This is a genomic window from Pseudomonas sp. TMW22089 (assembly GCF_022496645.1).
Lineage (GTDB): Bacteria > Pseudomonadota > Gammaproteobacteria > Pseudomonadales > Pseudomonadaceae > Aquipseudomonas > Aquipseudomonas paraversuta.
This window is the reverse complement of the sequence record NZ_SCFG01000033.1, coordinates 1-13,580: the sequence shown is the minus strand read 5'-3', so window position 1 is coordinate 13,580 and position 13,580 is coordinate 1. Positions and strand designations below refer to the sequence as shown.

Sequence of the window (13,580 nt, the reverse complement as noted above, 5' to 3'; positions counted from 1 at the left end):
GCGCAGCTAACTGATTCTTTTGGAGAGGTGTTGTGATTGGGGCTTGCCCCATGGCTAGGCAGAGAACAACAAAAACTGCACTTAAAAAGCAGAGCCTGAACTAGTCGGATCACGGATCACATCAACACAGCGACCAAAGCAATCCGTTTGCTCTTATCTCCCGATTGGGAGGGTTACACAGGTAAGACCTTTGTAACCGGGGCGATCAACAAAAACAAAAAGCCCGCAATCAATAATAAAAATAGAGCACGCAACTACTTCTGGGGGAGCTTCGGCTCCCCTTGTAGTTTCTGCAATTCAGAAAAAACTTCCTCACAGGCTCTACTTCAGGCCTCTTGCAGCTATTTTCACTTGCTGCTTGCAGCTTCCCTCGCAAGAGCGGCTCAGCTTCCTACACCATCCCCTGACTAAATGCTAGAATCCCCGCCCATCATGCGGTCATTCTTCGTTTTGGCCGAACATTCCTTCAAACAGTGCATCCCATGCTGAAGAAGCTGTTCCAGTCACTCCGTTCCCCCAAGCGTCGCACGCAACAACTGCGCAGCACCCCTGAAGTGCTCAACAGCAGCCAGCACTCGCTGCAACGTGCCCAGTTCAGCCGGTACGCGGTCAATATCGTCGAACGCCTGCAGAACGCCGGTTATCAGGCCTATCTGGTCGGCGGTTGCGTACGCGACATGCTGCTCAACATCACGCCAAAAGACTTCGACGTCGCCACCAGCGCGACGCCCGAACAAGTGCGGGCCGAATTTCGCAATGCGCGAATCATCGGTCGCCGCTTTAAATTGGTGCATATCCACTTTGGTCGCGAAATCATCGAGGTCGCCACCTTCCGTGCCAATCACCCGCAAAACGACGAAGAGGAAGACAGCAACCAGTCCTCGCGTAATGAAAGCGGGCGCATTTTGCGCGACAACGTATACGGCACCCTTGAAGAAGACGCCCAGCGTCGTGACTTCACTATCAATGCCCTGTACTACGACCCGGTCAGCGAACGCATTCTCGATTACGCCAACGGCGTACACGATATTCGCAATCGCTTGCTGCGCCTGATTGGCGACCCGCAACAGCGTTACCAGGAAGACCCTGTACGCATGCTGCGAGCCGTGCGGTTTGCTGCAAAACTCAACTTTGGTATCGAAAAGCATACCGCGGCGCCAATTCGCGAACTGGCACCCATGCTGCGCGAGATCCCGTCGGCACGCCTGTTTGAGGAAGTGCTCAAGCTGTTCCTCTCGGGTAACGCTTGCGACACCTTCGAAATGCTGGTCGACCTTCAGCTGTTCGATCCTTTGTTCCCGGCCAGCGCCGAGGCACTGGAACATAGCCCGACTTACACCCATACCCTGATCAGCGAAGCCCTGCGCAACACTGACCTGCGCATCAAGCAAGGTAAGCCGGTTACCCCGGCATTCCTGTTTGCAGCCCTGCTCTGGCCTGCCCTGCCGGCTCGCGTGGAGTACTTGCAGGAACGTGGCATGCCGCCTATCCCTGCCATGCAGGAAGCCGCACACGAACTGATCGCCGAGCAATGCCAGCGCATCGCCATTCCCAAGCGCTTCACGATCCCGATTCGTGAAATCTGGGACATGCAGGAGCGTCTCCCGCGCCGCAGTGGCAAACGCGCCGACATGCTGCTCGACAACCCGCGCTTCCGTGCGGGCTATGATTTCTTGCTCTTGCGCGAAGTCGCGGGCGAAGAGACCCATGGCCTGGGCGAATGGTGGACCGAGTATCAGGACGCCAATGACAGTGGCCGTCGTGACATGATCCGCGACCTGAGCAACGCCAAGGAAGACGGCACCGGGCCCGCCCCGCGCAAGCGCCGCCGCACCAGCGCAACCAAGCGCAAACGCAGCGGCGCCGCGGACGAGTAAGCGATGGAACGGATCTATATCGGAATGGGCAGCAATCTGGCTGACCCGGCTGAGCAATTGCGCAGCGCCATACAAGCGCTGGCGCAATTGCCTGACTCCCGGTTCGCCGGAGTCTCAGCGTTCTATCAAAGCGACTCGTTGTTACCCGGTCAGCCGCGCTACACCAATGCGGTGGCAGCTATCGACTCTGAACTGGAACCCCTGGATTTACTCGATGCGCTACAAGCCATAGAGATCGACCAGGGCCGCGAGCGTCACGAACGCTGGGGCCCGCGCACACTGGACCTGGATATCCTGCTGTTCGGCGACCGACTGATCGACACCCCCCGCCTGAAAGTCCCGCACTACCATATGCAGGCCCGTCCTTTCGTGCTCTACCCGCTGGCCGAACTGGCACCCGCCACGCTCACCCTCGCCGATGGCCGTAGCCTCGCCCAACTATTGGCTGAGTGCCCTTTTGTCGGTCTGGAGCGCCTTCCCCCCATCGCTGAATCGAATCAACCGGCGCGGTAACACTCCGCCAGTAACACCCGGAATTGACTTCCCGTGTGCTCGTCACGACTATAGGCATCCCGCTGCCGTCCACTGGACGGCGCAATGTGAAAAGCAGGCTTAACAAGCACCCTCCATAAAGGTGTACCTGCCTATAACGATGAATCACGCGCGTTACTCGCAGTGGTTATCACACTGCCTGACGAGGATCCTTTTCATGCCAGCTATCACCCTGACCACCCTGCAAAGCCTTAAGCAAAAAGGTGAGAAAATCACCATGCTGACGTGCTATGACGCCACCTTCTCCCACGCCTGCAATCAGGCAGGTGTTGAAGTGTTACTGGTAGGCGATTCCCTGGGCATGGTTCTGCAAGGGCATGACAGCACTCTGCCAGTCACCACGGGCGAAATGGTCTACCACGTGGCTTGCGTCAAGCGCGGCAACCAGGACGCACTGATACTCGCGGACATGCCTTTCATGGCGAACGCGACGCTCGAGCAATCCTTGAACAACAGTGCCCTGCTGATGAAAGCAGGCGCACATATGGTCAAGGTAGAAGGCGCTTTGTGGCTCGCCGAATCGATTCGCGTGATGACCGAGCGCGGGATTCCGGTATGCGCGCACATGGGCCTGACCCCGCAGACAGTGAACGTACTGGGCGGCTACAAGGTCCAGGGCCGCAACGAAAACCAGGCGCGGCAGATGCGGGCCGATGCCATCGCCCTGGAACAGGCAGGAGCGGCCATGCTGCTGCTCGAATGCGTACCCAGTGAGCTGGCAAAAGAAATCACCCTCGCCGTAAAAATCCCGGTGATCGGCATTGGTGCAGGCAGCGACACCGACGGCCAGGTGCTGGTACTGCACGACATGCTGGGCCTGTCCCTGACCGGACGCGTCCCCAAGTTCGTAAAAAACTTCATGACCGGCCAACCCGATATCCAGTCAGCACTTGGCGCTTACGTGACTGAAGTCAAAGCCGTCAGCTTCCCTGGCACCGAGCACGGATTCTCTGCATGAACACTGTTAAAACTGTTCGCGAATTGCGCGCGGCCGTTGCCCGCGCGCGCCGCGAAGGCAAGCAAATCGGCCTGGTTCCAACCATGGGCAACCTGCACAGCGGCCACGCTGCGTTAGTCACCACCGCCGCTCAACAGGCGGACTTTGTAGTGGCGAGCATTTTCGTCAACCCGCTGCAATTCGGTGCCAACGAAGACCTGGATACTTATCCGCGCACCCTGGCCGCCGATCAGGAAAAACTCCTGCAGGCGGGCTGCCATTTGCTGTTTGCCCCAACCGTTGAAGAAATGTACCCCCATGGCATGACCGGGCTGACCCGTGTTACCGCGGCACAGCTGAGCAATGAACTGTGTGGCAGCCGCCGCCCGGGGCATTTCGACGGTGTGACCACCGTGGTCAGCAAGCTGTTCAACATGGTACAGCCCGACCTGGCTATCTTCGGGCAGAAGGACTACCAGCAGCTGGCGGTTATTCGGGCCATGGTCCATGACCTGAACATGCCGCTCCAGATCATTGGCGAGCCCACCGTACGGGCCGACGACGGCCTGGCCCTGTCTTCGCGCAACGGATACCTGAGCCCGGAGCAGCGTGCCATAGCGCCTGAGTTGTATCGCCACCTCAAAGCAATGAGCAAAGCCATCAACGCAGGCGAACGCGACTTTGCAAAGCTGACCGCCCTGCATCGGGAACAAATCGAAGCTGCTGGCTTTCGCATGGACTACCTGGAAGTGCGCCATGGACAAACCTTGCTCCCGGCTCTGGCGACTGACCGCGACCTGGTGATTTTGGTGGCCGCGTTCCTGGGCACCACGCGCCTGATCGACAACGTGCATCTCAATCTCGACAGCGGGCTTTAACGGCACCGATTGTGTGGCCCCCACACCACCACTGAAACGTTTCATCTTGTATAACAGAGCGGTGACAAAAGTTACGGCCTGTTGTCAGACAAAACCGAGACAGAAGCGGGCGCTAGGTTTACTGTTATCGCCCGACTTCTGACATAGATGCAGAAACAGACTGACCGAGCACCTCGACATTAACGAAGGTCTCGGTGTTCTCAGTGTCCAAAAGGCAGTTCAAGCAAAAGGATATTCGCAGCGATGGCGTACTACCGCACTCCTCAAGACGTTACCGCTCTGCCTGCCTGGCAAGCGTTGAAACTTCACCGTGCCGACATGCAAAATTTCAGCATGCGCGATGCATTCAATAGCAACCCGAAGCGCTTCGAGGATTTCACCCTCAGCAGCTGCGGTTTGTTTCTGGACTACTCGAAAAACCTGATCACCGATGAAACCCGCGACTTGCTGGTTAACCTGGCCAATGAGGTTGATCTCAAAGGCGCGATCAAGTCGTTGTTTGAAGGCGAAATCGTCAACGCCTCCGAAAACCGGCCTGCCCTGCATACCGCGTTGCGCCGCCCAGTGGCCGACAAACTGTCGGTAAGTGGCGTAAACATCATGCCCCAGGTGCATAAAGTTCTGAATCAAATGACCGAACTGGTCGGCCGGATTCACGATGGCCTATGGCGCGGTTACACCGAAAAGCCGATCACTGATGTGGTGAACATCGGTATCGGAGGCTCGTTCCTCGGCCCGGAACTGGTGTCCGAAGCGCTGCTGTCCTACGCCCAAAAAGGCGTACGCTGCCATTATCTGGCGAATATCGACGGCAGCGAGTTCCATGAACTGACTGCAAAGCTGCGTGCAGAAACCACCCTGTTCATCGTTTCGTCTAAATCCTTCAACACCCTCGAAACCCTGAAGAATGCCCAGGCCGCCCGTGCCTGGTACCTGGCGCAAGGTGGTTCGGAAGCCGAGCTGCACCGTCACTTTATCGCGGTGTCGAGCAACAATGCGGCAGCGGTAGCATTTGGTATTCGTGAAGAAAACATCTTCCCGATGTGGGACTGGGTTGGCGGTCGTTACTCGCTGTGGTCGGCCATTGGTTTGCCGATTGCCCTGGCCATCGGCATGTCCAACTTCAAAGAGCTGCTGTCCGGCGCCTACAGCATGGACCAACACTTCCAGAACGCACCGTTCGAGCAAAACATGCCCGTGCTGATGGCGGCGCTGGGTGTCTGGTATGGCAATTTCTGGGGAGCGCAAAGCCACGCCATCCTTCCCTATGACCATTACCTGCGAAACATCACCAAGCATTTGCAGCAACTGGATATGGAATCCAACGGCAAGAGCGTGCGCCAGGACGGCACTCCCGTGTCGACCGACACCGGCCCGGTAATCTGGGGCGGCGTTGGCTGTAATGGCCAGCATGCCTACCACCAGTTGCTCCACCAAGGCACCTTGTTGATTCCGGCCGACTTTATCGTGCCGATCGTCAGCTTCAATCCGGTTTCCGATCACCATCAGTGGCTGTACGCAAACTGTCTGTCGCAAAGCCAGGCGCTGATGCTGGGTAAAACCCGCGAAGAAGCCGAAGCGGAGTTGCGCGACAAGGGCCTGTCCGAAGAAGAGGTGCAAAAACTCGCACCGCACAAGGTGATCCCGGGCAATCGTCCGAGCAACACCATTGTGGTTGAGCGCATCAGCCCTCGTCGTCTGGGCGCACTGGTTGCGCTGTACGAGCACAAAGTCTTCGTACAGAGCGTGATCTGGGGCATCAACGCCTTCGACCAGTGGGGCGTGGAGCTGGGCAAAGAGCTCGGCAAAGGCGTCTACAACCGCCTGACCGGCAGCCTTGAAGAGCCTGCTGACGATGCATCGACCCAAGGTCTGATCAACTACTTCCGCGGTCGTCACCGCGGTTGATTGATAGCCAGTCTCCCCGACTGGCCAGGGGCTGTTGACACATAGCTATCACGGCGACGTCAACGGCCCCTGGCACCCTCGAGGTATCATGGAATTTATCCGCTGCCCTATCGAACGCCAAATCATGAGCCTGACCGGGCTTTCACTTGGCCAGCTCGACCTCGAAACACCCCCGGGCGACCCCGGCCTGTTTGGCCCCGCTTCCATCAGCTGGCAAGTACATGGTGACTTCACCAGCATGCTGATTGGCGGTATCAGTGCCCTGATGCTTCAAGCCTTGCACCCGCTGGCATTGGCCGGGGTGTGGGACCACTCCAATTTTCGCCAGGACATGCTGGGACGGCTGCGGCGCACCGGGCAGTTTATTTCTGGCACCACGTTTGGCTCCACCAGGGACGCCAACTGGCTGATCGAAAAAGTACGCACCATTCACCTGCAAGTCACAGGCACCGGGCTCGATGGCCGGCCATATGCCGCCAGTGATCCGGAGTTACTGACCTGGGTGCATGTGGCCGAAGTCAGCAACTTCCTTGCGGCCCATATCCGTTACCGCAATCCGCATTTATCCGGCGCGGATCAAGACCAGTACTACGACGAGATTGCCCTGGTTGCCGAACGCCTGGGGGCGACCAACGTCCCGCGCTCCCGCCAGCAAATTGCCGACTATCTGGAGCGCGTGCGGCCACAGTTGCTGTGCGATGAACGCAGTCACGAGGTGATGCGCCTGCTGCTCAACGCGCCAGCCCCCAGCCTGCTTGCAAAACCCTTTGGTGCACTGATGATGCAAGCAGGGATTGATTTGCTCCCGGACTGGGCCAGTGATCAACTGGGCCTGCAGCAACAGCCCCTGACGCGAAAGCTGGTACGGGCAGGGGTTAGCAGTACTGCGCCGATTCTGCGCTGGGCCGTGCGTAATGGCTCGGTCCAGCGGGCGCGACGGCGTATGGGCCTAGGTTGAATACCATGCAGATCCTGTCTGCTGGCAAACCAGCTCCCACTGGCTGGCTACCGATCTTGTGGGAGCTGGCTTGCCAGCGATAACCAAACCCGCCTGTCTCCAGGCCTGACATTCCAATAATAATGAGGACTCCCGCAATGCAAGACGTCGTAATCGTTGCCGCTACCCGCACTGCCGTCGGCAGCTTCCAGGGCTCGCTGGCCCACGTACCCGCTGTTGATCTGGGCGCCGCAGTGATTCGTCGGCTGCTGGAAAAAACCGGCCTCGACGGCGCCCAGGTCGACGAAGTGATCATGGGCCAGGTACTGACCGCCGGTGCCGGACAAAACCCCGCACGTCAGGCCGCGATCAAGGCCGGACTGCCGTTCGCCGTACCTGCAATGACCCTCAACAAGGTCTGCGGCTCGGGCCTCAAAGCTTTGCATCTGGCGGCGCAGGCCATTCGTTGCGGCGATGCCGAGGTGATCATTGCCGGAGGCCAGGAGAACATGAGCCTGTCCAACTACATCATGCCCGGCGCACGTACCGGTCTGCGCATGGGCCACAGCCAGATCATCGACACCATGATCAGTGACGGCCTGTGGGATGCGTTCAACGATTACCACATGGGCATCACGGCCGAGAACCTTGTGGATAAGTACGGCATCAGCCGTGAAGAGCAGGATGGGTTTGCCGCCCGCTCTCAGCAGAAAGCCGTAGAGGCCATCGAAACCGGGCGTTTTGTGGATGAAATCACGCCGATTCTGATTCCGCAGCGCAAGGGTGATCCGATTGCCTTCGCCACCGATGAACAGCCACGCGCCGGCACCACCGCCGAGTCGCTGGCCAAGCTCAAGCCGGCCTTCAAAAAAGACGGCTCGGTCACCGCGGGCAACGCCTCCTCCCTCAATGACGGCGCTGCAGCGGTGTTGCTGATGAGCGCAACCAAAGCCAAAGCCCTGGGTTTGCCTGTGCTGGCCAAAATCGCCGCCTACGCCAACGCGGGTGTTGACCCGGCAATCATGGGCATCGGCCCGGTGAGCGCCACTCAACGTTGCCTGAGCAAAGCCGGCTGGAGTCTTGAGCAGCTGGACCTGATCGAGGCCAACGAAGCATTCGCGGCACAGGCACTGTCGGTCGGCAAAGAGCTGAACTGGGATGCAGACAAGGTCAACGTTAACGGTGGCGCAATTGCCATTGGCCACCCGATTGGCGCGTCAGGCTGCCGCATTCTGGTCACCCTGCTCCACGAAATGCTCAAGCGTGACGCTAAAAAAGGGCTCGCCACGCTGTGCATCGGTGGCGGCCAGGGTGTAGCCCTGGCAATCGAACGCGAATAACCAACAGCCTGAATGGGCTCGCGGTGAGCGTTACCAAGGGTTGCGGTGCAACCCTTGGCTGCCTGCGGCAGCGACTACAAATGCCCGTTCTGTTAAACTGCCGCGCCTTATCTATCCCCCCAAGGCGCTTCGCATGTCTTCCTTGAATCAGGCGCTGCGCGCCGCCCTCGATAACCGTCAGGACTTATTGGCCGAGCTGCATGCTCAGGGCACTGATTGCTATCGCCTGTTCCACGGCAGTCAGGAAGGCGCCGGCGGCTTGACTATTGACCGCTACGGCCCGCAGCTGTTGGTACAAAGCTTCCACCAGAGTCTTGAGCTCGATGATTTGCTGCAACTGCACGGGGCAATCAACCAGCACCTGGGGCTGGAGTTACTGCTGGTTTACAACGACCGTTCCCGGGGCAACTCGCGCATCGATCGCGAAGATACCCTGTACCGCGCCGAAGAAGCAGCCCTTGCAGATCTGGTGGGCCATGAATGGGGCCTGAACTACCGGGTGCGTGGCCGCCATGCCGGCCAGGACCCGCTGCTGTTTCTCGACCTGCGCAATGCCCGCGGCTGGGTCAAACAACATAGCGCCGGCAAAAGCGTGCTCAACCTGTTCGCCTACACCTGTGGCGTGGGTCTGAGCGCCGCAGCCGGCGGTGCCAGTGAGGTCTGCAATCTGGATTTTGCCGAAGGCAACCTGGCGGTGGGTCGTGAAAATGGCCTGCTGAACCCTGAACTGAAAAAGATGAAGTTCGTCCAGTCCGACTACTTTGCCGCCATCCGCCAACTGGCCGGGTTGCCGATCATTCAGCGTCGTCACAAGCTGCCGTCCTACCCGCGTCTGGATCAGCGGGAATACGACCTGGTGCTACTGGACCCACCAGCCTGGGCCAAGAGCGCTTTCGGTACAGTCGATCTGTTGCGTGACTACCAGAGCCTGCTAAAACCCGCCGTACTGGCCACTGCGCCAGATGGCGTGCTGATCTGCTGCAACAATCTGGCAAAAGTCAGCATGGACGACTGGCGCGAGCAGGTATTGCGCTGTGCCGAAAAAGCCGGCCGCCCGGTACGCGACTGGCAAGTACTGAGCCCGGCCAGCGACTTCCCGTCACTGGACCAGCAGCCGCCGCTCAAAACCCTGATTTTGCAGTTTTAACCAGAACCCAAAAAGCCAGACCCCGCTTAAAATATGGTGCTTGTCTCGGAACCAGAAACGCGTGCCATACTCCAAGGCACCTTGGCCACCAATAGACGAAGCCCCACATGACCAAAGGATTGATCCGCGCCATTGGCGCAGTGCTGGTAGCGATTGCACTCTATAGCCTGCTGGGCTTCCTGATTTTACCCGGTATCGGTCTGCGTATCGTCAACCAGCAACTGGCCAACTACGCCACAGTACCGGCCAGACTCGACCGTCTGGAGTTCAATCCATTTACCCTTGAGCTCACACTGTGGGGGTTGCAAGTCGGCGAGCCGGGCAAGCAGCAAGCCGGGTTTGACCGACTCTATGTCAATCTGCAATCAGACAGCGTGTGGACCAAAGCCTTGCACCTGGCCGACGTGCAGCTGGACAAGCCCAAAACCGAGGTGCTGTTCAACAAGGACGGCACGCTCAATCTGAGCCAGCTGTTCAAATTGCCTGCCAGCGAGCCCAAGCCCGACGAGCCGCAAAGCAAACCCTTCCCGCTGCGCATCGACAATATAAAACTGGCTGACGGCTATCTGCACTTCGTCGATATGCGTCCCAGTGAGCCCATAGAGTTTCTCTACGACTCAATGAACTTTGAGTTGAAAAACCTCAGCACCCTACCCGACGACAACGCTGAAATGACGCTGGTGGCTGCCGGCCCCGAGGGCGGCAGAGTCGACTGGAGCGGCAAGCTGAGCCTGGTGCCGATTACGTCCCAGGGCGAACTCAAAGTCACCGACGCCAAAATGAAAGCCTGGTGGCCCTATGTCCGCGATTCGGTGCCGCTGGTACTCGAAGACGGCATTCTGAATTTCAGCACCGACTACACCCTGGATCTGGCCAAAGATACCGAGATGGTGTTGAGCAATGCCTCGGCCAGCATCGCGCCGTTCAGGATCAATGCCCCGGATGGCCGCCCGCTGGCGCGTCTGGAGCGACTTGATGTGAGCGACACCACGGTGGACCTGGCTAAACAGAAAGTGGTTGTCGGCAAGATCCAGAGCAAGAACCTGGAAACCTGGGCCGCTCGCGAGAAGGATGGTCAGCTTGACTGGCAAAAACTGTTTGCCGAGCAACCCGCAAAAACCGCACCCAAAACCAGTGACCCTGTCACTGTTGAAGCCCCCAAACCAGGCCCGGCTGCGCCGAGCAAACCATGGCAGGTGCTGCTCAAGGATGTTGAACTGCGCGACTATCGGGTGCACCTGGCCGACAAGCAGCCAAGTACCCCGGTAGCACTGGATATCGGCCCCCTGAACCTGGACCTGAAAAACTTCGACAGCCTGAACCGGTCGCCGTTTAACCTCAGGCTCGACACCGGCGTTGGCAAACAAGGCCAGCTCACTGCCATCGGTGATGTGAACCTGAGCCCGGTCAGCGCCGCACTCAAGGTCACCACCAAAGACATTGATCTGCGGGTGGCCCAGGCCTATATCGACCCGTTCATGCGCCTTGAGCTGCGTAGCGGCATGCTCGGCAGCGACCTGGCAGTCAACCTCAAAAGCACAGAACCGCTGGCTTTCACCGTTGAGGGTCGTGCCCAGGTCGATCAACTGCACACTCTGGACACCCTGAAAAACCGGGACTTCCTCAAGTGGCAGCGGCTGGTGCTGGAAGATGTCAAATACCGGCACGGCGACAGCCTGTCGATCAGCAAGGTCAATCTGACACAGCCCTATGTGCGCTTCATGATCAACGATGATCGCACCACCAACGTGGACGACCTGTTGATCCCGCAACCGGCCAGCAGTGGCGCGAAAGGCGCTGCCGGGCCCGCGGCGAAACAGGATAAGCCGCTGGGCATCTATGTCGGCGGTATCGCGATCAATGATGGTTCGGCCAATTTCGCCGACTTCAGTCTGACCCCCAACTTCGCCACGGCCATTCAGCAACTCAACGGCCAGATCGGCACCATTGACAGCCGTGATGCCAAACCTGCCAGGGTTGATATCTCGGGCAAGGTTGACCGCTATGCACCGGTTACGATCAAGGGCAGTGTCAATCCATTCGATCCAATGGCCAGCCTGGACATTGCCACCAGCTTCAAACGCGTCGAGCTGACTACGCTGACCCCCTACTCCGGCAAGTTTGCCGGTTACCGTATCCGCAAGGGCCGCCTCAATCTTGATCTGCATTACCTGATCACCAAGGGTCAGCTCAAGGCTGAAAACAAGGTTGTCATCGAGCAATTGCAGCTGGGGGAGAAAGTCGACAGCCCGGATGCGGTGAACCTGCCCCTGAAACTGGCGATTGCCTTGCTCAAGGATTCAGACGGCACCATCTCCATCGAGTTGCCGGTGACCGGAGACCTGAACAACCCGCAATTCAGCGTAATGCCTATAGTCTGGCAAACCTTGCGCAACCTTGTGGTCCGAGCCGCTACAGCGCCCTTCAAGTTCATTGGCGGGCTGGTCAGCGGCGGTGGCGCCGAAGACCTGGGCACGGTGTCATTCGCGCCAGGATCAAGCGAGCTGAGCCCTGAAGCGCAAAAAGCCCTGGACACCCTGGCCCAGGCGCTGAAAAAACGTCCGGGCCTGCGCCTGGAAATCGAAGGCACCGCTGCGCAAAGCAGTGACGGCCCGCATATTGCCCAGGATCGTCTTGAGCGCGAATACCAGTACACCTACTACAAGATTCTCCAGCGCAAGGGAGAAAAGGTGCCGGCTCAGGCTTCGCAGCTCAAGGTCCCGGATGATGAAAAAGGTCCATTACTGGAAGGGATTTACCGGGCCCGCCTGAAACAGCAGCCGCCTGCCGAGTGGGCTGATCTGAGTCGTGATGAACGTGCGGCCAAGATGAGTGCAGCGCTGGTGGACTTCTGGAGCAAAAGTGAAGTTCTGCTCCGCCAACTGGGGCAGGATCGTGCCAGTACCATCAAGGACTATCTGGTGGACCATGGCCAACTGGCGGATGACCGCGTGTACTTTATCGATGCCACCCTGGGTCAGGCAGAGAGCGATGGCCGGGTAATCACCCCGCTGCATCTGGACAGCGAGTAAAGCCCTCACCTGGCTTGCTCGCGATGGCGGCTCTGCGGCCTGGATGAGGTACCGCACAGGCCGGATCGCGGGCAAGCTCGCTCCTACTAGGTTTGCGCACTATTCCTTCGCCCAAATAGAACAGCCCCCGACGCAAGCGCCGAGGGCTGTAATGACCACATCCGTGTGGTCGTCGCATGAACCTGTATTCAAAGCCAGCAGGTGATCTTTCAATCACCTGCTCCGGCTTTCCCCCGGTTCCACGAATTGGGATGTCTTACTCAGCTTTCAGGCCATCGGCCGAAACTGCCTGAACACCTTTAACTTTCTTGGCAATTGCAACTGCCATCTCTTTCTGTGCGTCGGTTACCGCTACAGTCGAGGATAGCGAAACCACGCCTTTATTGGTTTCTACTTTGATGTCAGTACCTGGAATGCCTTTTTCAGTCAGCAGGTCAGATTTAACTTTGGTTGTGATCCAGGTGTCAGAAGTAGCTTCTTTGGCTTTAGTCATTTCGCCAGCAGCGACAACCATAGGGGTCTGTGCAGTCGATTGAGCAGCAAATGCGGCGTTGGCCATGGTCAGGGTCAGAGCGGTAGCAGTTGCAGCAGCGATAGCAAACTTCTTCATACGAGTAACTCCTGTCTTCTTTAAAATCTGCGCCATCTCATGGCAGCAGGGTTACCTATACTGTTGCAGGGCTTATGCCAACTTTCTGAAATTAAAAAAACCTTATAAATCAATAACTTATAATCAATCAAAAAACCAAGGATCGTGCAGTTTGCATGACTGCCCGTCAATCTGCATGCAAGTTGCGGCTTTTTGCTTAATGGCAGTTGGCCTTGAATCTGCCAGCTTTCTTGCAGTGTCTAGTCCTGAAATAGGTTTACACCTGTTTCACCCCAACGCCCGATGCATTGCATCGGGCGTTTTGTATTTCAAAGACTGGTGCGGACGCTCGCTGTTGTAGATCGATATCGACTCACTCACCA

The 13,580-nt window shown here is 58.1% G+C and carries 10 protein-coding genes and 1 pseudogene; 9 read left to right on the top strand and 2 right to left on the bottom strand.

What is annotated here, in order from left to right; all coding sequences use genetic code 11:
* Positions 1-482: 482 nt before the first annotated feature.
* From EQV90_RS20310 to EQV90_RS20270, 9 genes are all read left to right on the top strand, one after another.
* Positions 483-1,877, top strand: coding sequence for a polynucleotide adenylyltransferase PcnB (locus EQV90_RS20310; protein ID WP_003439661.1), 1,395 nt, complete (start codon positions 483-485; stop codon positions 1,875-1,877).
* Positions 1,878-1,880: 3 nt separating this feature from the next.
* Positions 1,881-2,390, top strand: coding sequence for a 2-amino-4-hydroxy-6-hydroxymethyldihydropteridine diphosphokinase (folK, locus tag EQV90_RS20305; protein ID WP_029612816.1), 510 nt, complete (start codon positions 1,881-1,883; stop codon positions 2,388-2,390).
* 196 nt (positions 2,391-2,586) lie between these two features.
* The gene (gene panB / locus EQV90_RS20300; protein ID WP_003439657.1) at positions 2,587-3,387 is read left to right on the top strand and encodes a 3-methyl-2-oxobutanoate hydroxymethyltransferase; all 801 of its coding nucleotides are present in this window, start codon (positions 2,587-2,589) and stop codon (positions 3,385-3,387) included.
* Positions 3,384-4,244, top strand: coding sequence for a pantoate--beta-alanine ligase (gene panC, locus EQV90_RS20295; RefSeq protein WP_003439655.1), 861 nt, complete (start codon positions 3,384-3,386; stop codon positions 4,242-4,244). The genes panB and panC overlap by 4 nt, the downstream gene beginning before the upstream one ends.
* Positions 4,245-4,487: 243 nt before the next feature.
* Complete coding sequence (gene pgi / locus EQV90_RS20290) at positions 4,488-6,152, top strand: glucose-6-phosphate isomerase (protein ID WP_003439653.1); 1,665 nt, start codon at positions 4,488-4,490, stop codon at positions 6,150-6,152.
* Between the two features lie 88 nt (positions 6,153-6,240).
* Positions 6,241-7,110 carry an oxygenase MpaB family protein gene (locus EQV90_RS20285; RefSeq protein ID WP_240878588.1) on the top strand — a complete coding sequence of 290 codons (870 nt, stop codon included), beginning with the start codon at positions 6,241-6,243 and terminating at the stop codon, positions 7,108-7,110.
* A gap of 137 nt (positions 7,111-7,247) precedes the next feature.
* Positions 7,248-8,429 (top strand): acetyl-CoA C-acetyltransferase, encoded by a 1,182-nt coding sequence (locus EQV90_RS20280; RefSeq protein ID WP_003439649.1) that lies wholly within the window; start codon positions 7,248-7,250, stop codon positions 8,427-8,429.
* A gap of 133 nt (positions 8,430-8,562) precedes the next feature.
* The gene (locus EQV90_RS20275) at positions 8,563-9,576 is read left to right on the top strand and encodes a class I SAM-dependent methyltransferase (RefSeq protein WP_240878587.1); all 1,014 of its coding nucleotides are present in this window, start codon (positions 8,563-8,565) and stop codon (positions 9,574-9,576) included.
* Between the two features lie 107 nt (positions 9,577-9,683).
* Positions 9,684-12,608 (top strand): DUF748 domain-containing protein, encoded by a 2,925-nt coding sequence (locus tag EQV90_RS20270; protein ID WP_240878586.1) that lies wholly within the window; start codon positions 9,684-9,686, stop codon positions 12,606-12,608.
* Between the two features lie 256 nt (positions 12,609-12,864).
* Here the strand turns inward: EQV90_RS20270 and EQV90_RS20265 are convergent, their stop codons facing one another.
* Both EQV90_RS20265 and EQV90_RS20260 read right to left on the bottom strand, forming a co-directional pair.
* Positions 12,865-13,218, bottom strand: a complete 354-nt coding sequence (locus EQV90_RS20265; RefSeq protein WP_003439643.1) for a BON domain-containing protein — start codon at positions 13,216-13,218, stop codon at positions 12,865-12,867.
* Positions 13,219-13,457: 239 nt separating this feature from the next.
* A pseudogene (locus tag EQV90_RS20260) lies at positions 13,458-13,580 on the bottom strand (hypothetical protein); the annotation flags it as partial.

Excerpts from the sequence above, each read along its gene's own strand:
- EQV90_RS20310 (WP_003439661.1), top strand. The coding sequence starts at position 483 with ATGCTGAAGAAGCTGTTCCAGTCACTCCGTTCCCCCAAGCGTCGCACG.
- folK (WP_029612816.1), top strand. The coding sequence starts at position 1,881 with ATGGAACGGATCTATATCGGAATGGGCAGCAATCTGGCTGACCCGGCT.
- panB (WP_003439657.1), top strand. The coding sequence starts at position 2,587 with ATGCCAGCTATCACCCTGACCACCCTGCAAAGCCTTAAGCAAAAAGGT.
- panC (WP_003439655.1), top strand. The coding sequence starts at position 3,384 with ATGAACACTGTTAAAACTGTTCGCGAATTGCGCGCGGCCGTTGCCCGC.
- pgi (WP_003439653.1), top strand. The coding sequence starts at position 4,488 with ATGGCGTACTACCGCACTCCTCAAGACGTTACCGCTCTGCCTGCCTGG.
- EQV90_RS20285 (WP_240878588.1), top strand. The coding sequence starts at position 6,241 with ATGGAATTTATCCGCTGCCCTATCGAACGCCAAATCATGAGCCTGACC.
- EQV90_RS20280 (WP_003439649.1), top strand. The coding sequence starts at position 7,248 with ATGCAAGACGTCGTAATCGTTGCCGCTACCCGCACTGCCGTCGGCAGC.
- EQV90_RS20275 (WP_240878587.1), top strand. The coding sequence starts at position 8,563 with ATGTCTTCCTTGAATCAGGCGCTGCGCGCCGCCCTCGATAACCGTCAG.
- EQV90_RS20270 (WP_240878586.1), top strand. The coding sequence starts at position 9,684 with ATGACCAAAGGATTGATCCGCGCCATTGGCGCAGTGCTGGTAGCGATT.
- EQV90_RS20265 (WP_003439643.1), bottom strand. The coding sequence starts at position 13,218 with ATGAAGAAGTTTGCTATCGCTGCTGCAACTGCTACCGCTCTGACCCTG.